The organism is Cellulophaga sp. HaHaR_3_176, from assembly GCF_019021925.1.
Lineage (GTDB): Bacteria > Bacteroidota > Bacteroidia > Flavobacteriales > Flavobacteriaceae > Cellulophaga.
On sequence record NZ_CP058990.1, the window covers coordinates 3,570,818 to 3,592,325 of the forward strand.

At 31.8% G+C, this 21,508-nt stretch carries 22 protein-coding genes; 11 read left to right on the forward strand and 11 right to left on the reverse strand.

Annotation, left to right across the window (positions count from 1 at the left end; genetic code table 11):
* Nucleotides 1-267: 267 nt before the first annotated feature.
* Genes H0I23_RS15730 through rimK form a run of 5 tightly spaced genes read left to right on the forward strand, consistent with a single transcriptional unit; the run spans nucleotide 268 to nucleotide 5,311 of the window.
* Entirely contained in the window at nucleotides 268-1,668 is a 1,401-nt protein-coding gene (locus H0I23_RS15730; protein ID WP_216784236.1) for an arginine decarboxylase, read from the forward strand.
* On the forward strand, nucleotides 1,655-2,599 hold the full coding sequence (gene speB, locus H0I23_RS15735; RefSeq protein ID WP_216784237.1) for an agmatinase: 945 nt from the start codon (nucleotides 1,655-1,657) through the stop codon (nucleotides 2,597-2,599). Before H0I23_RS15730 ends, speB begins: the two co-directional genes overlap by 14 nt.
* Complete coding sequence (locus tag H0I23_RS15740) at nucleotides 2,586-3,563, forward strand: deoxyhypusine synthase family protein (protein WP_216784238.1); 978 nt, start codon at nucleotides 2,586-2,588, stop codon at nucleotides 3,561-3,563. The genes speB and H0I23_RS15740 overlap by 14 nt, the downstream gene beginning before the upstream one ends.
* 2 nt (nucleotides 3,564-3,565) lie before the next feature.
* Nucleotides 3,566-3,880: a hypothetical protein gene (locus H0I23_RS15745; RefSeq protein WP_216784239.1), complete on the forward strand. Its 315-nt coding sequence runs from the start codon at nucleotides 3,566-3,568 to the stop codon at nucleotides 3,878-3,880.
* A gap of 60 nt (nucleotides 3,881-3,940) precedes the next feature.
* Nucleotides 3,941-5,311, forward strand: a complete 1,371-nt coding sequence (gene rimK, locus H0I23_RS15750; RefSeq protein WP_216784240.1) for a 30S ribosomal protein S6--L-glutamate ligase — start codon at nucleotides 3,941-3,943, stop codon at nucleotides 5,309-5,311.
* Between the two features lie 39 nt (nucleotides 5,312-5,350).
* Here rimK and H0I23_RS15755 read toward each other — a convergent pair whose 3' ends face one another.
* Nucleotides 5,351-6,292 (reverse strand): NAD-dependent epimerase/dehydratase family protein, encoded by a 942-nt coding sequence (locus H0I23_RS15755; RefSeq protein WP_216784241.1) that lies wholly within the window; start codon nucleotides 6,290-6,292, stop codon nucleotides 5,351-5,353.
* Nucleotides 6,293-6,565: 273 nt separating this feature from the next.
* On the opposite strand from H0I23_RS15755, the gene H0I23_RS15760 reads away from it, so the two are divergent.
* The gene (locus H0I23_RS15760) at nucleotides 6,566-7,060 is read left to right on the forward strand and encodes a hypothetical protein (RefSeq protein ID WP_216784242.1); all 495 of its coding nucleotides are present in this window, start codon (nucleotides 6,566-6,568) and stop codon (nucleotides 7,058-7,060) included.
* Complete coding sequence (locus tag H0I23_RS15765) at nucleotides 7,053-7,547, forward strand: nuclear transport factor 2 family protein (protein ID WP_216784243.1); 495 nt, start codon at nucleotides 7,053-7,055, stop codon at nucleotides 7,545-7,547. Before H0I23_RS15760 ends, H0I23_RS15765 begins: the two co-directional genes overlap by 8 nt.
* A 37-nt stretch (nucleotides 7,548-7,584) precedes the next feature.
* Here the strand turns inward: H0I23_RS15765 and H0I23_RS15770 are convergent, their stop codons facing one another.
* The 4 genes from H0I23_RS15770 to H0I23_RS15785 form a co-directional block, all read right to left on the reverse strand.
* Nucleotides 7,585-8,289 (reverse strand): hypothetical protein, encoded by a 705-nt coding sequence (locus tag H0I23_RS15770; RefSeq protein ID WP_216784244.1) that lies wholly within the window; start codon nucleotides 8,287-8,289, stop codon nucleotides 7,585-7,587.
* A 141-nt stretch (nucleotides 8,290-8,430) separates the two neighbouring features.
* Nucleotides 8,431-8,796: a hypothetical protein gene (locus H0I23_RS15775; protein WP_216784245.1), complete on the reverse strand. Its 366-nt coding sequence runs from the start codon at nucleotides 8,794-8,796 to the stop codon at nucleotides 8,431-8,433.
* 114 nt (nucleotides 8,797-8,910) lie between these two features.
* Complete coding sequence (locus H0I23_RS15780) at nucleotides 8,911-9,720, reverse strand: NAD(P)H-binding protein (RefSeq protein WP_216784246.1); 810 nt, start codon at nucleotides 9,718-9,720, stop codon at nucleotides 8,911-8,913.
* Complete coding sequence (locus tag H0I23_RS15785) at nucleotides 9,713-11,998, reverse strand: M28 family peptidase (RefSeq protein WP_216784247.1); 2,286 nt, start codon at nucleotides 11,996-11,998, stop codon at nucleotides 9,713-9,715. The genes H0I23_RS15780 and H0I23_RS15785 overlap by 8 nt, the downstream gene beginning before the upstream one ends.
* 239 nt (nucleotides 11,999-12,237) lie before the next feature.
* Here H0I23_RS15785 and H0I23_RS15790 point away from each other — a divergent pair, with 239 nt between their 5' ends.
* Nucleotides 12,238-12,699: a CBS domain-containing protein gene (locus H0I23_RS15790; protein ID WP_216784248.1), complete on the forward strand. Its 462-nt coding sequence runs from the start codon at nucleotides 12,238-12,240 to the stop codon at nucleotides 12,697-12,699.
* Nucleotides 12,700-12,759: 60 nt separating this feature from the next.
* Here the strand turns inward: H0I23_RS15790 and H0I23_RS15795 are convergent, their stop codons facing one another.
* From H0I23_RS15795 to H0I23_RS15815, 5 genes are all read right to left on the reverse strand, one after another.
* Entirely contained in the window at nucleotides 12,760-13,110 is a 351-nt protein-coding gene (locus tag H0I23_RS15795; RefSeq protein WP_216784249.1) for a hypothetical protein, read from the reverse strand.
* A 1-nt stretch (nucleotide 13,111) separates the two neighbouring features.
* Complete coding sequence (locus H0I23_RS15800; RefSeq protein ID WP_216784250.1) at nucleotides 13,112-13,597, reverse strand: DUF6265 family protein; 486 nt, start codon at nucleotides 13,595-13,597, stop codon at nucleotides 13,112-13,114.
* An 82-nt stretch (nucleotides 13,598-13,679) separates the two neighbouring features.
* Complete coding sequence (locus H0I23_RS15805) at nucleotides 13,680-14,252, reverse strand: pentapeptide repeat-containing protein (RefSeq protein WP_216784251.1); 573 nt, start codon at nucleotides 14,250-14,252, stop codon at nucleotides 13,680-13,682.
* Between the two features lie 38 nt (nucleotides 14,253-14,290).
* Entirely contained in the window at nucleotides 14,291-15,913 is a 1,623-nt protein-coding gene (locus H0I23_RS15810; RefSeq protein ID WP_216784252.1) for a M28 family metallopeptidase, read from the reverse strand.
* 161 nt (nucleotides 15,914-16,074) lie between these two features.
* On the reverse strand, nucleotides 16,075-17,091 hold the full coding sequence (locus H0I23_RS15815) for an LLM class flavin-dependent oxidoreductase (RefSeq protein WP_216784253.1): 1,017 nt from the start codon (nucleotides 17,089-17,091) through the stop codon (nucleotides 16,075-16,077).
* A 195-nt stretch (nucleotides 17,092-17,286) separates the two neighbouring features.
* Between H0I23_RS15815 and pta the strand changes: the two genes are divergently transcribed.
* From pta to H0I23_RS15830, 3 genes are all read left to right on the forward strand, one after another.
* Entirely contained in the window at nucleotides 17,287-19,374 is a 2,088-nt protein-coding gene (gene pta, locus H0I23_RS15820) for a phosphate acetyltransferase (protein WP_216784254.1), read from the forward strand.
* A gap of 5 nt (nucleotides 19,375-19,379) precedes the next feature.
* Complete coding sequence (locus tag H0I23_RS15825; protein ID WP_216784255.1) at nucleotides 19,380-20,558, forward strand: acetate/propionate family kinase; 1,179 nt, start codon at nucleotides 19,380-19,382, stop codon at nucleotides 20,556-20,558.
* Between the two features lie 163 nt (nucleotides 20,559-20,721).
* On the forward strand, nucleotides 20,722-21,054 hold the full coding sequence (locus tag H0I23_RS15830; protein WP_216784256.1) for a single-stranded DNA-binding protein: 333 nt from the start codon (nucleotides 20,722-20,724) through the stop codon (nucleotides 21,052-21,054).
* Nucleotides 21,055-21,130: 76 nt separating this feature from the next.
* Here H0I23_RS15830 and trxA read toward each other — a convergent pair whose 3' ends face one another.
* On the reverse strand, nucleotides 21,131-21,448 hold the full coding sequence (trxA, locus tag H0I23_RS15835) for a thioredoxin (protein ID WP_216784257.1): 318 nt from the start codon (nucleotides 21,446-21,448) through the stop codon (nucleotides 21,131-21,133).
* Nucleotides 21,449-21,508: the final 60 nt, after the last annotated feature.

Here is a 21,508-nt window from a genome sequence, read left to right on the forward strand (position 1 = left end):
GCTTTTAGCTGAAAAAAATGAATAGTATTTTTATGTTTGGTCCATCGGATAATAAGAAGGGGTATCCGCTTGAAGTCTGTAAAAAAGGCAACCGAATTTTTTTTACATCTTCCTTAGAATCTTCAATCGTTTGTAGTCAGCACGATTATTATTTTGTACCTACAACGCAACGTCAAATCATTATCTAGTGATTGTTTTAAATTTTTAATTGAAAGCGATAAGCTTTTCTTACTTATTTAGTAGTTTTAACAAATAACAATCATTTTAATGAATACAAAATATATTGATTTAATAGATCAGACATACTATTTTCCACAGGAAGAATTTACTTTAGATGGAGAAAATCTTAATTTTCATGGCATACCTTTAAAGAAGTTAGTTGAAGATTACGGTACACCGTTGAAGTTCACATACCTACCAAAAATTTCTCAAAATATTAATAGAGCGAAGGTTTGGTTTAAAAATGCAATGGAAAAAAATGACTATAAAGGTAAATACCATTATTGTTATTGTACAAAAAGTTCGCATTTTCAGCCTGTACTAAACGAAGTTTTAAATAATGATGTGCATATTGAAACATCATCGGCTTACGATATAAATATTGTAGAAAAACTTAAACAAAAAGGAAAAATTAAAGATGATACATATGTAATATGTAATGGCTTTAAAAGAGATGCGTATATCGATAATATTGGTCGTTTAATAAACGAAGGACATCGTAACTGTATTCCTGTTATTGATAATTATGAAGAAATAGAATTATTATCAGACGTAATAAAAGATACTTTTAAAGTAGGTATCCGTATTGCTTCAGAAGAAGAACCTAAGTTTGAGTTTTATACCTCTAGATTAGGTATAGGCTATAAAAACATAGTTCCATTTTACGAAAACCAGATAAAAGATAATGATAAGGTAGAGTTGAAAATGCTTCACTTTTTTATCAATACAGGTATTAGAGATAACGCCTATTATTGGAACGAATTAGTAAAATGCTTAAAAGTGTATGTTAGGTTAAAGAAAATGTGCCCATCGTTAGACAGTTTAAATATTGGTGGTGGTTTTCCAATAAAAAATTCTTTGGCTTTTGAGTATGATTACCAATATATGATTGATGAAATCATCAACCAAATAAATATTACTTGTCAAGAAGCAGATGTACCTGTACCACATATTTTTACAGAATTTGGAAGTTTTACTGTAGGAGAGAGTGGTGGTGCTATTTATGAGATCTTATATCAAAAACAACAAAACGATAGAGAGAAGTGGAATATGATAGATTCTTCTTTTATTACAACATTGCCTGATACATGGGCAATTAATAAGCGTTTTGTAATGTTACCAATAAATAGGTGGGAAGATGAATATGAGAGAGTTTTATTGGGAGGTTTAACTTGTGATAGTGATGATTATTACAATAGTGAACAGAACATGAATGCTATTTATTTGCCCAAATATAGAAGAGATAAACCTTTATATATAGGTTTCTTTAATACAGGAGCATACCAAGAAACAATAGGTGGTTATGGAGGTTTACAGCACTGTTTAATTCCAGCACCAAAACATATCTTAATCGATAAGGATAAAGACGGAAATATATCAACTAAATTATTTAATGAACAACAAAAAGCAGAAGACCTGCTAAAAATTTTAGGCTATGACGACAACTAACAATTACGCGGGAATCCCAGATAAATTTGCGCAATTGGAAACGGCAAAGGTGGTATTAATACCTGTGCCTTACGATGGAACAAGTACATGGGGTAAGGGAGCTGACAAAGGACCAGATGCATTTTTAAATGCCTCTGAAAATATGGAGCTTTACGACATTGAAACTGGTACAGAAGTGTATGAGCAAGGTGTTTATCTTGCTGATGCTGTTACAGAAAATAGTTCTCCAGAAGCAATGGTGAATTCAGTCCATGCTGCTACAAAAGATTACATAAAACGTAATAAGTTTGTAACGCTTTTTGGTGGTGAGCACTCTATCTCTATTGGTTCAATCAGAGCATTTAATGAATGTTTCGATAATTTGACTGTTTTACATATTGATGCTCATGCTGATTTAAGAGAGTCTTATGATGGTACGAAATTCAACCATGCATGTGCGGTTCATGAGGCGAGCCAGACTACAAACCTAATTCAAGTAGGTATTCGTAGCATGGACGCAATTGAAAAAAGCTTTATGGATGAGGAAAAAACATTTTTCGCTCATGATATGGTTAATGATGAATACTGGATGGATAAGGTAGTAGATTTAATGACCGAAAATGTTTTTATAACATTAGATTTAGATGCATTTGACCCTAGTATTATGCCATCGACAGGTACACCTGAGCCAGGTGGGTTATTATGGTATGAAACATTAGATTTTTTAAAGCAAGTTTTTAAAGAGAAAAATGTTGTAGGCTTTGATATTGTTGAACTTTGCCCGAATAAAAATGATAAATCGTCAGATTTTCTTGCGGCAAAATTGTATTATAAAATGTTAAGCTATAAATTTATGGATGCAGCTGTTGAAGATTCGTACGATAACACATACGATGTAGATCAAATAGCAGGTGCCTCTAATAACTCAAAATTCGAAGATGACGAAGAATAAAGGAGCTATCTCCAATTTTATTGAAAAATATTATTTACACTTCAATGCAGCAGCTTTAGTAGATGCAGCAAAAGGGTACGAAGAACAATTGAATAATGGTGCTAAAATGTTAGTGTCATTAGCAGGTGCTATGAGTACTGCTGAACTAGGTAAAATTTTTGCTGAAGTTATCCGTCAAGATAAAGTTCAAATCATATCTTGTACAGGAGCAAACTTAGAAGAAGATATAATGAACTTAGTAGCTCACTCTCATTACAAGCGTGTGCCTAACTATCGTGATTTAACTCCGCAAGATGAGTGGGATTTATTGGAAAAAGGATTAAACCGTGTAACTGATACTTGTATCCCAGAAGAAGAAGCTTTTAGAAGATTACAAGAGCATATTTTTAAAATTTGGAAAGATGCAGAAGACGCTGGTGAGCGTTATTTACCGCATGAATATATGTATAAAATGTTGCTTTCTGGCGTTTTAGAAGAGCATTACGAAATTGATCTTAAAGATTCATGGATGTATGCAGCTGCAGAAAAAAACCTTCCTATTATCTGTCCAGGTTGGGAAGATAGTACAATGGGTAACATTTTTGCTTCTTATGTGTTAAAAGGCGAGTTAAAAGCTAGTACCATGAAATCTGGTATTGAATACATGACATTTTTAGCAGATTGGTACACTGATAATTCTGAAAACGGAATTGGTTTCTTCCAAATAGGTGGAGGTATAGCTGGTGATTTTCCTATCTGTGTAGTGCCTATGTTATATCAAGATATGGAAAGAACAGAAACTCCTTTTTGGAGCTATTTCTGTCAAATTAGTGATTCAACAACAAGTTATGGTTCTTATTCAGGTGCAGTGCCTAACGAGAAAATTACTTGGGGAAAACTTGATATTAATACCCCTAAATTTATAATTGAAAGCGATGCAACTATAGTTGCGCCATTAGTTTTTGCTTACTTATTAGATATGTAATTATGGATAATTTAAAAAGAGTTATTGTAGATTTTAAAAAGCTTACACCTGAAGTATTAAAACTTTTGGTAGATAAATATCCTGATGGTTATGACGATTTAAATGTAATATCATTTAAAAATGCTCAAGGCGAACGTATTGAGGCTGTTGAGGTTACTACGGAAGATACAAAGTATTTAGTGAAAATTAGTGCAAAGTTAGAAACAACTATGGCTAATTACGACGAGGATGATTATGAAGATTTTGATGATGATGATGCATCAGCTGTTGTAGATCCAGATATTCTTCCTGAAGATGAAGAAGATTTAGACGATTAAATATTTTAATAGAAACAAGTACGATTACAAAACATAATTAATTTAAAACAAAAATTTACATTGGAAGATTTGACAATTATTGGTAGTGAAGAGTGGTGTGTTTTTGATACTTTGGGTATTCCTGCAATTAAAGCAAGGGTAGATTCTGGTGCGAAAACATCATCTATACAAGCTGCAAATATTAAAACTTTTATTCGAGGAGCTCAAGAACTGGTTAGGTTCGAGGTAAATCCAATTCAAGATAATAGAAGTATTGTAATCGAATGTGAGGCAAAAATTGTAGATCGTAGAACAGTAAAAAGCTCTACAGGTATTTCAGAAGAACGTTTTGTAATTAAAACACCGTTGACTTTAGGCGAAAATACTTTTGATGTGGAGCTTACACTAGCAAATAGAGATACGATGGAATTTCGTATGCTTTTGGGAAGAGAAGCACTTAGCAATAGATATATTGTTAACCCTGCAGACAGTTTTAATCTTCAAGATTTTAATTCAGGTGAAATTTCACAAAAGTATTCTAACTATTTTAAAGAAAAAACAGGTCTTAAAATCGCGGTATTAGCAAGTAATCCTAATCTATATAGTAATAAGAGGCTAATGGAAGCTGGTGAAGCAAGAGGTCATGAAATGGTGTTTTTAAATGTAGAGCACTCATACATGAAATTAGATGCTAATTCTCCTGAAATTAGATACCGTGGTGGTAATATTTTAAACGAATTTGATGCGATTATTCCTCGTATCAAACCTGCAGTTACATTTTATGGTTGTGCTTTAATTCGTCAGTTTGATAATTTAGGTGTGTATTGTTTAAATTCAGCAGAAGCTATTACTCAATCTAGAGATAAACTGTTTGCTTCTCAACTGTTTTCTAAAAATGATATTCATATACCTATTACTGGTTTCGCTAAGTCTCCTATGGATACTAAAGATTTAATTAGAATGGTAAATGGTGCTCCGTTAATTATTAAATTATTAGAAAGCACGCAAGGTAAAGGTGTTGTTTTAGCAGAAACTAATAAAGCAGCAGAGAGTGTTATAAACGCTTTTAAGAGTGTGCAAGCAAACATACTAGTACAAGAATTTATCAAAGAAGCAAACGGGCAAGATATTCGTTGCTTTGTGGTAAATGGTAAAGTTATAGCATCAATGCAGCGCCAAGCAGAAAAAGGTGAGTTTAGAGCAAATATTCATCAAGGTGGTAAAGCTTCAATTGTAAAAATTACAGCTGAAGAGAAAAAACTAGCCATCAAAGCAGCTAAAGTTTTAAACTTAGCGGTAGCAGGTGTAGATATTATTCGCTCAAATAAAGGGCCTTTATTGTTAGAAGTAAATTCTTCGCCAGGTCTTGAAGGTATCGAAAATGCAACAGGAAAGGATATTGCTAATGGTATGATTATGGCAATTGAAAATAAATTGAAATTTGTACACTAAAAATAAAAAACCCTTTACAAAATTTGTAAAGGGTTTTTTTTATGCTTTAAGGTTTTCTAACATTGTTTTTGTAGTCTTCTCTAAATCAAATTCTGGTTTCCATCCCCAATCTTTTTGTGCTTCGGCATCATTAATACTTTTAGGCCAAGAATCAGCAATACTTTGTCTAGAATCTGGCTCGTAGCTTATTTCAAAATCAGAAATGTGATTTTTTATACTAATAGCTATTTCAGAAGGATCAAAGCTCATTGCAGATAAGTTGTATGATGATCTTATCTTAATATTTTCAGAATCATTTTCCATTATAGAAATTGTAGCTCTGATTGCATCATCCATAAACATCATAGGTAACGTTGTACCTTCTTCTAAAAAACAGGTGTATTTTTTGTTGTTTAAAGCTTCATGATAAATTTCTACAGCATAATCTGTAGTTCCACCACCTGGTTGTGTTTTCCAGCTTATTAAGCCAGGGTATCTAATACTTCTAACATCAACCCCATATTTATTAAAGTAATACTCACACCAACGCTCGCCCGATTGTTTACTGATACCATAAACGGTACTAGGCTCCATAATTGTGTTTTGTAATGTGTTTTCTTTTGGAGTGTTAGGACCAAATACAGCAATACTTGAAGGCCAAAATATTTTATTAATTTTTTTCTCTTTAGCTAAGTTAAGTACATTGAAAAGTGAATTCATATTCAAATTCCAAGCTCTCATCGGGAACTTTTCAGCGGTTGCGCTAAGCATAGCAGCCATTAAATACACTTCTTCAATTTCGTAGTGCATTACAACATCTTCAATAGCCTCGTAATTGGTAGCATCTAATAATTCAAATGGGCCAGAAGCCATCAAATCAGTATTACCTTCTCTAATATCACTAGCAATTACACTATCGGCACCATGTTTTTCGCGTAAAGCATATGTTAACTCTGTTCCTATTTGCCCACAAGCACCAATAATTAAAATAGATTTCTGCATTTTTGAACTCAAATTAGTTTCTTAAAAATAAGGAAAATTTTGGTTGACAAAATTCGTTAGAAATTTTTAAAATTAGCCTAATAATATTATTATATTTTTAATAAAATTACTTTTGTGTTAAGCTTTGTGTAAAATCAGGTCTTTTATAGGAGTTAATTTTGAGGTATTCTTATTTATTTAAATTTTTAATTTGTAGTTGAATATCCTGTTATTTTAAACTAACTTTTTAATAACATAAAAAAAATAGATTACTAAAATTTGTACTTTAGCTATATGAAAAAATTAATTGTTTTAGCTTTAATCTGCTTCGGCGCAATTTCGTGTGCTGAAAAAAAAGTTGAAGAAGAAAAAATAGATAAATCTAAAACCCTTGTGGCTTTAAAAAAATTACCTAAAAGCAATGAGCCTAATGAAAAAGCATCATTAATATTACATGATTGGACAGAGTATAATGCTTTTCATTCTGCTTTTAGAAGTATTTATAATGTTGATAATAGAGAAGATTTAACAATTGCGTTAGAAGGGTTAATTGAAAAACAAAAATTATTAGAAGCATCTACTTATCCAGAAGAATTTGATAGACCAGATATAAAAAGCAGACTAAGAACAGTTAGAACGTATGTTCTGAAGACAAAATTAGATATGGAGTTTGATATAAACCCTAGAGAGTCTGTTATACAAATGGTGACTGCTTATAATGCACTTAGTAATCAGTTTTCTATAGTTGTAAAGAGTACATTAGATCCTAAAGTTTTATTTGATGAATAAATTTATTTTAATAGCTGCTTTTACAATTTCAAGCTTGACTTATGCTCAAGATAACTCTGCGAAATTAAAAATTGATGAAATTATAAATGAGTGGCATAAAGCAGCTGCAAATGCAAATTTTGAGGCTTACTTTGGGTTAATGACAGCTGATGGTGTATTTATTGGTACTGATGCTACTGAGAATTGGCAAAACGAAGCTTTTAAAGCTTTTTCAAAACCATATTTTGATGCAGGTAAAGCTTGGAGTTTTACAGCAATACAACGTAATATTTATGTAGAAGATGAATTTGCCTGGTTTGATGAGTTGCTAGATACGCAAATGAAACTATGTAGAGGCTCAGGGGTTTTAAAAAAGATAGACGGTGAATGGAAAATTGCACATTATGTACTATCTATAGCAATACCTAACGAGAAGGTATCCGAGGTTACAGCCTTAAAAAAGAAAAAAGATAGCTTACTTACTCTAAAACTTAAAAGCATAGAATAAAAAAAGCGAGCATTTGCTCGCTTTTTTTTATTTTGTATTATTCCTGCTTCGAAGGTAGAGTAGGAGGGTTTTTTATGTTTTCTAAAGCTTGCTTACTTAAACTAGCTAAGTTAAAATTTGGATCAATTTGTATCGCTTCATTAAATAAAGCTAATGCAGCATCAATATTATTTTTATCAGTATTATAGATTACTAATCCCTTTAAATGCAAAAAAGCCGCTTTTAAAGAAACCTGATAAGGTTGTTGTCTTTCATAAAAAGCATGTTTCATATCTTCTTTTGAATTTGCAATACCATATTCAATATTTTCAGAAGCATCTTTTATATTACCAACTTGAATTTTTAAATCAGCAAGTTCATATGCTAAATAAGGGCTCGGAGTTCTTTTATATAAAACTTCAAATTGCTCAATAGCACGTTTTGGTTGGTTTAAAGCTTTTAAAGAAATCGCTTTTACCTGAACAGCTAAGTCGGAATCAGAATCATTTTTTTCGACACCAATAGTATTTAGTGCTTGCATGTGCTGATTGTTATCAGCATATAAGTAAGCTAAGGTATCTTTACGCTCTAATGAGGGTGATATTACATTTAAATGAGTAATTGCATTGATGATGCCATTTACATCGCCTTGTAAGCGCATTTGTTTGTAAAATGACTCGTAGTGCTTTTGTAAATCAGTTTTAGTCTGTGCAGTACCAATAAAGCTAATGCTTAAAAAAAGCACAAATAATTTTTTTTTCATTTTTAGTTCCCCTTAAAATTAGGCTCGCTAAACTATAAAAATTATTCGTAGTATCCTGTTAAGGAAATCGTTAAATACAGTAATGTATAGTGTAAGTGTAAAAAAGAGGCAAGATATATTAAGTGTCTTACCTCTTTTAGTTTATATAACAATAAAATTTTCTTTATAAGACTTTAAGAGACTTGCATAAAACCCTAAATTTTTACTGTCTTTATCAATAGATTCATTCAAAAAGTTTCGAAGATTACTGAATAATAAATTAGCATGTAATGTAGGCATGTACGAGTTTAGCTTTTTTGGATCATAAAAGCCATCATCTATAATGATATCCATTTCAACCCTATTTCTATGGTAGTCAATAGTTACACTAGATGCATTGTAGTATTTTTTTAAAATAATTATATGTAGGTTTTGAAATTTTCGGGGGATTTTTCGACTTGGACAACTTTTAGATATAAGAGTTTCAATTTCTTTAAAAACTCTTGTTTTTACAATAGAATTTTCCATGATAATCGATTTTTTTAGTATGATGCTAAATGTATACTATAAACTTTGATTTAGAAGAAACGAATTTGTGAAACAAGTGTTTTTTGTTGTGAAACAACTGATACTTGTTGTAGGTTAATTCCTGATGCTTGTAAGAAATTTGAATTTTTTATGATTTATTAAAAACTCAGATACAATAATTTTGCCTTTTTCAGAGCTATTTGGCTCATACTTAGGTGCTTTTAAGTTTCTTTTGATTGCTTCTTTTTTATAATAATCTTGTTTTTTCGGGTGGTAAGGGTAAACACCATTGATGATTGTGTCCCACCAACAGTTCTTTATTACAGATTTTATAATGAGAGTACAATCATTTCTATGTATTAGGTTTATTGGCATATTACCATTAGACAAATTATCTTTTTTCGATAGCATGGTTACAGGGTGTCTATCTTCACTTACTAAACCACCAAATCTTATAATAGAAACTTTTAAATCTGAGTCGTTTTTGAAAATGTTTTCTGAAACAATAAGTTGTTTCCCTGATTCGGTAGCGGGTTCAGGAATTGTTTTTTCAGTAACCTCGCCATCTATATCACCATAAACAGATGTACTGCTGATAAAAACAACATTTTTAATAGTAGTTCTTTTTATTTCGGAATGTAGCAAATGCATCTTTGATACATAATTTTCTTTGCTTACACCTCTTAATCTCGGTGGAACATTAATAATAATTGTATCTACATTTTTTAAAAATTCATGAATGCTTCCTTCTATCTCACCTTCATTAAGTTTTATCAAGTAAGGCTCAATGCCTTCTTTTTTTAAAAGATTGATTTTCTCTGGAGAAGTAGTAGATCCTTTTATTGTAAAATTTTCTTTTATAAATTCTTTAGCTAAAGGTAGTCCTAACCAGCCACACCCTATAATTGCGATTGTATTACTCAAATGATATTGTTTTTGTTACTAAGATAGCGTCATTTAAAACAAATGGCATCGGAATATTATTTTTTGGTCTTTTCGGAATCGTAAATAATTTGTTTGTAAGTAAATCATTAGAAGCTTCATAAAAGGTTAACTCTAGTTTCTCTGTTGCTTTTAGTACTAATTCTAATTCAGTATATGCATTGTCTGTTATATAGTGTGTGATTAACTTACCCTTTCTCCTATCTGATAAAAATTTATCAGATAAAGCAATTGTATTAACACGTGCTTTTTTAATTTGTACATCGTTGGTGAAAATCTCTAATCGATTTATATACCTTTCAGGAGTGATGCAAATTTGTAAATGCCTTTCAGTACCAATTATAGTGTCTTTCGTTTTTTTAATTGTAGAAAAATTAAGGTCTTTTAAAGGCGCTTCGCTTATATATGTAAAACCAGTACCATATTTACTGCTAATTATTTTCTGATTATGAGCAATTGCTTTCGTTTTATTATCATTTATAAATTGGGAAGTCCAATTAGAAACAACATTCTCATAGGTTGCCCATTTTGCGGTATTAGTGTCTTTGTCGTAAACATATAGTAAACTGGTCGGTTTTGCATTTTTTTCAGTGAAACCTGAATTAAAATGAGCTGATACCATACATCCTAAAAATAATAACAGGCAAACTAAAGCCAATTGTCCTTTGTGTTTATAAAAAGCAAAAATGGGTAAGAGTAATAAAAACAACAATGAACTTAGCATTGTTGATGCAACCATCATTTTTAAACCCAAACCAACAGGGAACATTTTTATAAAGGGTGTAAATATCCAAATGGCAGGCAATGCAAGAAAAACTAATAAAAAGCTATTAGGTTTTTGTTGATTAATTGTGATTAAAAACGAAGCAAGTACAGCAATAACTGGTATTGTGAAAAAGTTTGCTCCTGGTAAATACATGCTAAGTCCCCCACAAATTAATAACCAAATAGTTATAGGGCCTATTAAAAGGTTTGGTGTCGTTATTTTATTGAATCTATGGTATACATAAAAGCAAACACCAATTGAGCTTAAAGTAAATGCTGCAATATATGTATATCCGTTATATGTAAATCCATGTAAAATATCTTGATAAGCAGGGTAGAGCAATTTTAACAATGACCAACTAAAATAGCCAATAAGGGTGTTTATTAAAATAACAAGTAAAGCGGGTACAAAACTTTTTAATGCAGTAATTGGTGTGATAATCTTTTTGTTTAAGCCATAAATTAAAAAAATAATAAAGCCCAAAACAGCTATGCCAAAAATATACCACGCCCAACTAAAAGGATATGAGACTAGCTTGAAATACGGAACATTAAAATAGTTGTAATCACTATCGCTTTTTATTTTAGACAAATCGGCATTACTAAAATGTAATAATAAAGGCATTAAATAGCTGCCTTGGTGCGCTAATGTTTTTTTGTCTAATCTTTCGTATGTGTCTTTTTCAGTGTGATAGTCATAATGGTCATCAATAAAAGCAAAATTCATTCCATCAATATTCCCTTTTTCTCTAAAAACAGTTAAGTCAGTATCATTAGGCAACATTTTATAAATACTATATACTAATGAGTTTGCAACAGGAAAATCAGGATTTGCCTTTGTAAACTCTTTAATAATATTTCCATTTCCGGTATTGGTTTCGATAAGCATATAAGAAGGTCCTCCGCTACCACGGGCTTCAAAATTTAAAACCATACCTGCATTTCTAGCCCAAGGATGTTTATTTACAAATAGATCTGCGCCATTTAAACCTAGCTCTTCAGCATCAGAAATTAAAATTATAATATCATTTTTTGGTGTTTTATTTTTTGCCAAATATGCTCTTATGCCTTCTAAAATAGTTGCAACACCGCTGCCTGCATCACTAGCTCCTAATGATGAATGCGGGTTGCTGTCATAATGAGATAATAAAATTAGAGACTTGCCATTGCCAGAGCCTTTTATACGAGCTATGATATTCGTTGCTTGACTTAAATTAGCCCAATCGCCAGCAGTATATCCTTTTTGAGTACTCGTTTCCAAACCTATTTTCTCTAGTTGGTCTATAATATATGCTCTAACTTCAGCATGGGCTGGGAAGCCGACAGCATGTGGCTTTTCTCCAATTTTTTTTACATGAGCTAATGCTTTGTCTGTAGAAAATGAATACTCGGATAAATCTTTGTCAACTTTATAAATTGGCATCGATGATTTAAAACCCCAATATGTTGCTAATAAAAGAAGTAGTATGGTAATGATTGAGGTGGTTTTTTTCATGGCGTATGGCGAGTAACGTTGGTTTTAAGCTTGATCTGTTGTTTTAGGACGAATGTAAGTTTTATATAAAAATATAAAATTATAAGCGGAATCAGTTTTTACAATCAAAAGAATTGGTTTGATGAAATATTTTCGATTAAAATGTTAAAAATATAGGTATTTTGTAGATATTAAATTAATTTATTGCGTTATTTCAATTAATAATGATATATTTAAGATCAACCTAAAAATAAATATAAATGGGAATCAAAAGTTTTCAAGGAGCTCGAAAAGTTGTCAAAAAAGAATTTGATGCTCCTATTTTAGTAGAAAATTATATGACTAGAAAGCTAGTTACGTTTTTGCCAGATCAATCTATATTAGAAGTTATGGAGCTTTTTACAAAGCATAATATTTCTGGTGGACCTGTCTTAGATGGTAATGGTTTTTTGGTCGGCATTATTTCAGAAGCAGATTGTATGAAGACCATTTCTGAAAGTAGATATTTTAATCAACCAATACTTGATAAAAGGGTTGATAGTTACATGACAAAAAATGTAGAAACAATATCTAGTGACATTAGTATTTTTGACGCAGCTGGTATTTTTCATAAAAATAACAGACGTAGATTGCCTGTAATGAAAAACGATATTCTTGTTGGTCAAATAAGTAGAAAAGATGTAGTGATTGCGGCATTAAAATTAAGCGGGCAAAACTGGTAAAATAAAATATTTACTTTAGTATAGATGTGCTTTCTAAATATAATTTTTAGGAAGCTTTTTTTATTCTCTTTTGACAATCATATACAAATTGTTCTCAAGCGGTAAATACCCTAAATCGTAAACAAAATAGTATATAGTACCTTTTTTAGTCGTGTAAATGCTTGTGAATATATCAAAATCGAAACCTTTGTCTAAAAGTTTATTTCTGGTAGTTTTTGTTTTACCATCGTTTAGTGGAAAACTTTCTAAAATTCTGTGATTTTTTCTAAGTCGATTATTGATATTTCGAATTAGATTTTTACTGTCTTTATTTATTTTATTGTTGTAAGAATTTCTACAATAATCAGAACAGAATTTTTTGTCAATACGACCTATTATTTTCTCTCCACATTCGGGGCAATTTTTCTCCAAATTAATCTTTTTTAAATTTGAATGTCAATTCTTGTGTTGTTCCATTTTCTTTAATTCGAACATGAACAATAAGTTCTGAGTCATTTACTTTAGAGTAGGTTATACCGTTAAAATATAGTGTGTTAGATTCTTTTTTTACGAGTATATAGTCTTGAGTTTCATCTTTCTCTTCCCAGCCTTTTAAATCAGGTCCAAAGTGTTTCAACTGTAATTGAAGCGTGTTATCTTTTTCTATGATTTGACCTATTTCATAAAAATCAACCACTCCGTCAATTACTAATCTAAACGAAAACATCATTGAGTTCCCTAAACCAGATGTCCATATTTCTTCAGCAAGACCTCCAAAAGCTTCTCCTTTCCAATGTCCTTCAATAAATGCAGCATCTTGTATTGTTGCTTCAGGAGCAGCTTCATTTTCAGAAGAAGAAAGTATATTTTGAGCAGAACATAGTGTAGTGCATAATAAAAAAAACAGAATTGCTTTCATGGTTATAATTTTGTTATGCTCTAATATACAATTTATTACAGATAATTAATTAAGGTTTAGGCAAATTTAAAAATTGTAATATTTATTTTATTTCTATTTGATATTTACTTAGCAGACCTAATAAATTGTCTTTTGAAAACTTAGCTTTTTGAATTTTGTTTTTCTCAGGATCAAATGAAATGTTATAGGCAGTAGTAAAGTCGGCTTTCTCTAAATTAGTTGTTCCAAAAATAGAACCTTCTAAATCACATTCTTCAAAAATTGAAGCAGACATGTCTGCCTCTGTAAAATCTACTTGATGCATTTTACAGTGATTGAAAAGAGTGTTTTTTAATTTTAACTTATAGAAAGAAGATAAATCCAACATGCAATTTTCAAAAGAAAAGGAAAGTAAAAACGTGGTGCAATCATTAAAATTAACGCCTAATATTTTGCAATCTTTAAATTCAACTTCTTTAAAAGTAGTATGTTTTATATCAACATTACTTAAATCACAATCAGTGAATTCACATTCAGAAAAGGTGCAATTTGTTAAATCTGCTTTTGAGAAAATACAATTTTCAAAAATACAATTTTCGTAGTCTGCTTTTGGCAATCGGGTTTTACTGTAGTTTTGGCCTTGGTAGGTCTGGTCAAAAATTAGTATACTGTTCATAAATTTACTTTTTAAGGAGTAAGATTTCTTGGGGAATCTTAATTGTTTCTTGCAGCTTTAAATTCGCTGGTTGGGTACCATTTAGGAAAATAAGTTTCGTTAGAAAGTTGTAATCCAATTTCAAATAAAAGTTGAGCATCAAACTGAATACCACCTAAGGCTGTTACTCCAGCAATATATTCATCGGCAGGTTGATGATATTTGTTATTTGAATATTCCGTTTTCATTTTTTTTACAAACTCAATACCATGGTCAAAATCTTCATAACTGCCACTAGCATACAATGCAGGTATACCAATTTTGGCAAAGTTGAAATGATCTGATCTGAAAAAATATCCTTTTTCAGCATCGGGGTCAGGAATAATGTATCGACCTTGTTTTTCGGCAACTACTTTAGCATAATTATCCATTTCAGAGTGTCCGAAACCTGTAATGGTTAAATCTTTCATCGGGCCAGGGCTTTCAATCGCATCCATATTTATATTTGCAACCGTTTTTTTAGGGTTAAAAATTGGGTTTTCAGCATAGTATGCAGAACCTAAAAGGCCTTGTTCTTCTGCTGTAACAGCTATAAAAACAATAGATCTTTTTTGAGGTTTTCCTTTTTTGAAAGCTTCAGCGATTGCTAATAGGCAAGCTGTTCCTGAAGCATTGTCAACTGCTCCGTTGTAAATTGAATCATTATTTACCGGATGGCCAACGCCTAAATGATCCCAGTGAGCAGAGTAAATTATATATTCATCTTTTTGATCTGTGCCAGGCAATAAAGCAACGACATTTTTGGAAATATCTTTTTTAATGGTGTTTTTTATTTGCACAGATATTTTTAGGTTTAAAGGCGTTGCTTTAAAGTTTTTTTGTTTAGCAAGCTCATTGTAATTTTTAGTGTCGATACTAGATGTTTCAAATATTTTTTCAGCACTTTCTTTGCTAATCCAACCTTGTACATCTGTGGTAGGTAAATTACTTTCTAAATTCATGCGAGCACCACTCCAACTTGATTGTACTACATTCCAACCATAAGAAGCAGGTTCTGTTTCATGAATAATTAAAACTCCGGCAGCGCCCTGTCTTGCAGCTTCTTCAAACTTATAAGTCCATCTGCCATAGTATGTCATAGCGTTGCCTTTAAATAATGTAGAATCGTTGGATTTGAAACCGGGGTCATTTACTAAAACAACTGCAGTTTTTCCTTTCCAGTCAATACCTTCGTAATCGTTCCAGCCATATTCAGGAGCAACAATGCCATAGCCTGCAAATACAAGCTCAGATTCTTCTAAGTTTACTTCTGGTTTTATTTTTTGAGTAAGAGCTACAAAATCATCAAAATACTTTAAATCTATAGGAATTTTACTCCCTGTAATAGTCATTTTGTCAGATGGTGCCCCTGTAATTTCGACCATCGGAACATCTTGAAAAAAACGATCACCATTACCAGGTAAAAGACCAAGTTTTGAAAATTCTTCTTTTAAGTAATTTACAGTCTTAGTTTCTCCTTCCGTAAAGGGCATTCTGCCCAAAAAATCGTCAGAAGCTAATTTTTCAATATGTTTTCCAATAGTAGTTTCTTCTACATTTGGGATATCATTTTTTTCTTTAGTTTCTGTTTTACAACTAAATAGCAGTAGCGTAAAAGATAAAGTGAGTAAATGTATTTTCATTTTCGGTAAGTTATATTCTGTTTCCCGAGATTAAATATAAAAATTTCATGTTTAATAATGAAGTTATTACAAGCTTTTGTAAGAATGTGAGAAAAAAGAAAGTGCTAACTTGTTAAAGTTAGCACTTAAATAATGTAGTGAAAGTAAATAAAAGAAACTATTTATGAGTTCTCTTCATTTAACTCTTTCATTATTTCCGAAAACAGTTTATATGATTTGATGCGATCTTGTGCGTCATAAATATTTGTAACAGCAATTAATTCGTCAATTTTAGTTTTGTCAATAAATTCAGAAATTTGCTTTTTCACTGTTTCTTTACTTCCAATGAAAGAATATTTAAGCATTTGATGTACCGAAGGGTGCTTTACCATTTCTCTTAATTCGGGTGTCATTTCGGTAGGTTCTTGCATGTAATCTCTTTTGCCAGTAAGTAACCCAATAATTATTTTGTATAAAGAAGTTGAAATTTTTTCAGCCTCTTCATCAGTATCGGCTATAATTATATTTACACCAGCCATGGTATAGGGTTTTTGTAAATATTCAGAAGGTGTAAACTCTTCATGATATATTTTTAGAGCATCAAAAAGTTTTGCTGTAGCAAAATGACTAGCGAAAGCATAAGGAAGTCCCTTTTTGGAAGATAAATAAGCACTATCCGTACTAGATCCTAAAATATATAAAGGTACATCTACGCCTTCAGCAATTGTAGCTCGAACATTAGAACTCACATTGTTTAAAGAAAAATATTTTTGTATTTCTCCTACTTCTTCAGGAAAAGTAAAAGCAGCTTCTCTGTGGTCAGATCTTATAGCCTTTGCTGTTTCTTGATCAGTACCTGGCGCTCTACCTAAACCTAAATCAATTCTGTTTGGGTATAAACTGCCTAATGTTCCAAATTGCTCCGCAATAATAAGGGGTGAGTGGTTTGGTAACATAATACCACCAGAACCTACTCTAATAGTGCTCGTACCTTCTGCAACGTAGCCAATTAATACAGATGTTGCTGAGCTAGCTATGTAGTCAGAATTATGGTGCTCTGCTAACCAAAAACGAGTATAGCCAAACTCTTCTGCTTTTTGAGCTAATTTTAATGTGTTTTTAAATGTTTCGGTTAAAGAATTGCCTTTAGATACTATGGCAAGGTCTAAAACGGAGTATAGTATATTTTTTGAAGACATATGTTTTATGTTTTAATGTAAAGTTTATTTTAAAATAGATTTTCTAAGGTAATTTCTACATTTTTTTCGGTAAGTATTAGTCGTAAAGCTTCCGTAATTATTACAAATGATAAAACACATGTTTTTCTAATTAACGTATTTTCTAAAAAAGAAAAACTCTTATCTTTAAGCGTAATTAGAAAATATTTTAAAATTATGACAAAAGCGCTTTACGTTGCAGCTTTAGAATCTCATAGCGGAAAATCATTACTTGTATTAGGTTTGATGCAGCTCTTACTCGGTAAAATGGCAAAAGTAGGGTATTTTAGGCCTGTAATTGGAGATTTAAAAAAAGGAGAAGTTGATAATCATATTAATACAGTAATTTCTCATTTCGATTTAGATATAGCTGTTGAAGATGCCTACGCGCTTACTCAAAGTCAAGTCGTTGATATGTTCAACGATGGCAGAAAAGGTGATATTTTAGATAAAATTATATCTAAATACAAAAAGCTAGAAGAGCAGTTTGATTTTATTCTGGTTGAGGGTAGCGATTTCACGAGTGATGGTAGTGTTATAGAATTTGATTTAAATTTAGATATTGCAAAAAATTTAGGTATTCCTGTTATTTTAATTGATAATGCTAGAGGTAAAAGTTTAGAAGAATTTTTTGGTAATTTAGAATCTGCTGTTAATACTTATATCCAAAAAGGTATTGAACTTTTAGGGGTTGTAGCGAACAAGTTACGACCTGAAAACATGGATTTTGTCAATAAAAGACTTAAAAAAGAACTTAAAGATAAAACAGTAATTTTTACAGTACCTAGAGTTAAAAATCTTTCACACCCTACAATCAAAGAAATCGTAGAGCACCTTAATGGCGAAGTTCTTTTTGGTGGCGAAAGTTTAAATAACCAGACGGGGAGTTTTGGTGTAGGTGCAATGCAACTGCATAATTATTTAAAACATCTGCGTGATAATAGTTTGGTAATTACACCTGGTGATCGTTCTGATATTATTCTTGGTGCTTTACAAGCAAATTTATCTGATAATTACCCTACGATTTCGGGTATCGTATTAACAGGTGGCATTCTCCCAGAACCTTCTATTTTAAAATTGTTAGAAGGCTTTGAAACACATGTTCCAATAATATCTGTAAAACAAGGTACTTTTGATACTACCAATGCTGTTGGGAATATAAAATCTAAGATTTATGCAGAAAGCAAACAGAAAATAGCAACCTCAATAGCACTTTTTAATACCCATATAGATGGTGAATTGCTACTCGAGCGTTTAGAAACTTTTGAACCAAAGAGTACTACACCAAGAATGTTTCAATATAATTTAGTGCAACGTGCTAAAACAGTTAAAAAACATATTGTACTACCTGAAGGTGAAGATGCTCGGATTATTGAGGCAGCTAGTGAGTTAAGTGAGTTGGGTATTGTTGATATTACTCTTTTAGGTAATCAAGAACAAATAGAGAAGAAGGCTATGCAATTAGGTTTCGATATTTCTCATCTAAACATTCTAGACCCAGCTACTGCACCTAATTTTGAAAGATATGCTGCGACCTTTTGTGAACTAAGAAAACATAAGGGAGTTAATATGGATGTTGCCAGAGATACAATGCTTGACGTTTCCTATTTCGGAACCATGATGGTGTATAAAGGAGATGCAGACGGGATGGTTTCAGGAGCAGTACATACAACCCAGCATACTATACGCCCAGCATTACAATTTGTAAAAACCAAACCAGGTATTGGTGTTGTGTCTTCTGTATTTTTTATGTGTTTAGAAAATCGTGTTTCGGTTTTTGGAGACTGTGCTATTAACCCGAACCCTACAGCGGAACAATTAGCCGAAATTGCCATTTCATCTGCAGCTTCAGCAGAAGCTTTTGGTATAAAAGCTAAAATAGCGATGTTGTCATACTCTTCAGGTAGTTCAGGTAAGGGTGATGATGTTGATAAGGTTAGAAAAGCAACTGAAATTGTAAAAAACACACACCCTCATTTGCAAATAGAAGGTCCTATTCAGTATGATGCAGCAGTGGACCCGTTAGTTGGTAAAAGTAAACTGCCAGACTCAGAAGTTGCAGGTCAAGCATCTGTTTTGATTTTTCCAGATTTAAATACAGGCAATAATACTTATAAGGCGGTGCAAAGAGAAACTGGAGCATTAGCAATTGGTCCAATGTTGCAAGGTTTAAATAAGCCTGTGAATGATTTAAGTAGAGGTTGTACCGTTGAAGATGTTTTTAATACCGTAGTAGTAACAGCTATACAAGCACAAGAAAGTTAATAATTATGCAGATTTTGATTATCAATTCAGGGAGTTCTTCTATCAAATTTCAGGTGATTAAAATGCCTTCTGAAGAAATTATATGTAAAGGTTTGGTGGAACGAATAGGTCTTTTAGATGGTCTTTTACATTATGAAGCTAAGGGGCAGTCTCATAGTCAGGTAATGAATCTAAAAGATCATAATCAAGGTTTATTGGCCATTACTGATATGTTATTGCATGATGATTTAGGTGTTTTAAAACATGCAGATGACATTAATATCGTAGCTCATCGTGTAGTACATGGTGGAAGTAAGTTTGATCAACCAACTAAAATTAATGATTTCGTTTTAGCAGAAATTGAACGCTTATCATCATTAGCACCATTGCATAACCCTGCAAATGCAACAGGAATTAAAGTCGCAATTGAAATTTTTAAAAAAGCAGGTCAGGTTGCAATTTTTGATACTGCGTATCATCAAACAATTCCTGAAAAAGCATATCGTTATGCTATTCCTAAACAACTTTCAGATGAAAATAATATACGAGTATATGGTTTTCATGGTACGAGTCACAAATATGTATCTGAACAGGCTGCAAATTATGTAAACAAAACAGCGGATAAAATAATAAGTATTCATTTAGGTAACGGGTGTAGTATTACTGCAATAAAAGAGGGTAAGAGTATAGATCATTCTCTTGGTTTTAGCCCAACAAACGGACTTATTATGGGTACTCGAAGCGGAGATATTGATCATTCTATAGTCTTTTACTTAATGGATAGTTTAGGTATGTCATCTAGTGATGTAAATAAATTACTGCAAAAACAAAGTGGTCTTTTAGGACTTACAGGGTATTCGGATTTGCGAGAAATACAGAATGGAGCAAAAGAAGGAAATGAAGACTGTAAGTTGGCATTGGTTATGACAGCATATCGTATTAAAAAATTTATTGGTAGTTATATTGCTACACTTAATGGTGTAGATGTTATTTTATTTACGGGTGGTATTGGCGAAAATTCAAGTTTGTTAAGAGCTATGGTTTGTGAAAAGATGGAAGCCTTAGGTATTTATATTGATAGCAATAAAAATGCTAAAAGAAGTTCGGGTATTTTAGAAATTCAGAAAGATGCTGCTGCCGTTAAAATACTTGTTGTGCCAACTAATGAAGAGCTAGAAATAGCTAAGCAAACTTATGCTTTGTGAGCAATTACAAACGACTACAAACGTTTGTAAGCGAAAGTAACTATTTCCAAACCGAATATATTTTAGGTGTCGTTATAAGTTTGCAGTGTCGAAACAATAGTGTTCCGATAGTCTTAACTGTTTAAACTTTCCTGAATAACATCAGGATACTAAAATTAAAATTATGAACGCACTTAAAAATTCAGTACAGTTAATTGGTAACTTAGGTAATGACCCAGAAATTGTAAACTTAGAAAGCGGAATGAAACTCGCAAAATTCACAATCGCTACAAGTGATTCGTATAAAAATGCGAAAGGAGAAAAAGTAGAAGATACCCAGTGGCATAATATAGTAGCTTGGGGTAAAACGGCAGAAATTGTAGAAAACTATTTAACAAAAGGAAAGCAAGTGGCTGTAGAAGGGAAACTTACACATCGATCTTATGAAAATAAAGAAGGTGAGAAACGTTATATTACAGAAATAAAATGCAATGAAGTTCTTATGTTAGGAAAGTAGTTTTAAACGAAAGTTTTTAAAAATAAAAAAGGGTAGACATTTGTCTACCCTTTTTTATATATAATATAAGTTTCAATTACATTGCAGCGTCAATTGCATCTGTATAAACTTTCTTAGGAGAAACTCCTACTTGTCTACTTACAATTTCACCACCTTTAAATACCAATACAGTAGGTATGTTACGTACACCGTATTTAGCAGCAAATTCTTGATTTGCATCAACATCTACTTTACCAACTACTGCTTTACCATCGTATTCTGTACTTACTTCGTCAATGATTGGTCCAACCATTCTACATGGTCCACACCATGCTGCCCAAAAATCAACTACTACTGGTTTATCACTTTTTAAGACTACTTCGTCAAAAGTTGCGTCTGTTATCTCTAATGCCATATCGTTTTGTTTTAAAATAATTATACAAATTTAGTCAAATAATATACTTATTCCTTACTA

Bases quoted from the DNA above. Each gene is read 5' to 3' on its own strand.
- H0I23_RS15800 (WP_216784250.1), bottom strand. From the start codon at position 13,597: ATGAAAGCAATTCTGTTTTTTTTATTATGCACTACACTATGTTCTGCT.
- H0I23_RS15740 (WP_216784238.1), top strand. From the start codon at position 2,586: ATGACGAAGAATAAAGGAGCTATCTCCAATTTTATTGAAAAATATTAT.
- H0I23_RS15775 (WP_216784245.1), bottom strand. From the start codon at position 8,796: ATGGAAAATTCTATTGTAAAAACAAGAGTTTTTAAAGAAATTGAAACT.
- pta (WP_216784254.1), top strand. From the start codon at position 17,287: ATGACAAAAGCGCTTTACGTTGCAGCTTTAGAATCTCATAGCGGAAAA.
- H0I23_RS15830 (WP_216784256.1), top strand. From the start codon at position 20,722: ATGAACGCACTTAAAAATTCAGTACAGTTAATTGGTAACTTAGGTAAT.
- H0I23_RS15790 (WP_216784248.1), top strand. From the start codon at position 12,238: ATGGGAATCAAAAGTTTTCAAGGAGCTCGAAAAGTTGTCAAAAAAGAA.
- H0I23_RS15760 (WP_216784242.1), top strand. From the start codon at position 6,566: ATGAAAAAATTAATTGTTTTAGCTTTAATCTGCTTCGGCGCAATTTCG.
- trxA (WP_216784257.1), bottom strand. From the start codon at position 21,448: ATGGCATTAGAGATAACAGACGCAACTTTTGACGAAGTAGTCTTAAAA.
- H0I23_RS15755 (WP_216784241.1), bottom strand. From the start codon at position 6,292: ATGCAGAAATCTATTTTAATTATTGGTGCTTGTGGGCAAATAGGAACA.
- H0I23_RS15730 (WP_216784236.1), top strand. From the start codon at position 268: ATGAATACAAAATATATTGATTTAATAGATCAGACATACTATTTTCCA.
- H0I23_RS15810 (WP_216784252.1), bottom strand. From the start codon at position 15,913: ATGAAAATACATTTACTCACTTTATCTTTTACGCTACTGCTATTTAGT.
- H0I23_RS15815 (WP_216784253.1), bottom strand. From the start codon at position 17,091: ATGTCTTCAAAAAATATACTATACTCCGTTTTAGACCTTGCCATAGTA.
- H0I23_RS15745 (WP_216784239.1), top strand. From the start codon at position 3,566: ATGGATAATTTAAAAAGAGTTATTGTAGATTTTAAAAAGCTTACACCT.
- H0I23_RS15805 (WP_216784251.1), bottom strand. From the start codon at position 14,252: ATGAACAGTATACTAATTTTTGACCAGACCTACCAAGGCCAAAACTAC.
- H0I23_RS15825 (WP_216784255.1), top strand. From the start codon at position 19,380: ATGCAGATTTTGATTATCAATTCAGGGAGTTCTTCTATCAAATTTCAG.
- H0I23_RS15765 (WP_216784243.1), top strand. From the start codon at position 7,053: ATGAATAAATTTATTTTAATAGCTGCTTTTACAATTTCAAGCTTGACT.
- H0I23_RS15770 (WP_216784244.1), bottom strand. From the start codon at position 8,289: ATGAAAAAAAAATTATTTGTGCTTTTTTTAAGCATTAGCTTTATTGGT.
- H0I23_RS15785 (WP_216784247.1), bottom strand. From the start codon at position 11,998: ATGAAAAAAACCACCTCAATCATTACCATACTACTTCTTTTATTAGCA.
- speB (WP_216784237.1), top strand. From the start codon at position 1,655: ATGACGACAACTAACAATTACGCGGGAATCCCAGATAAATTTGCGCAA.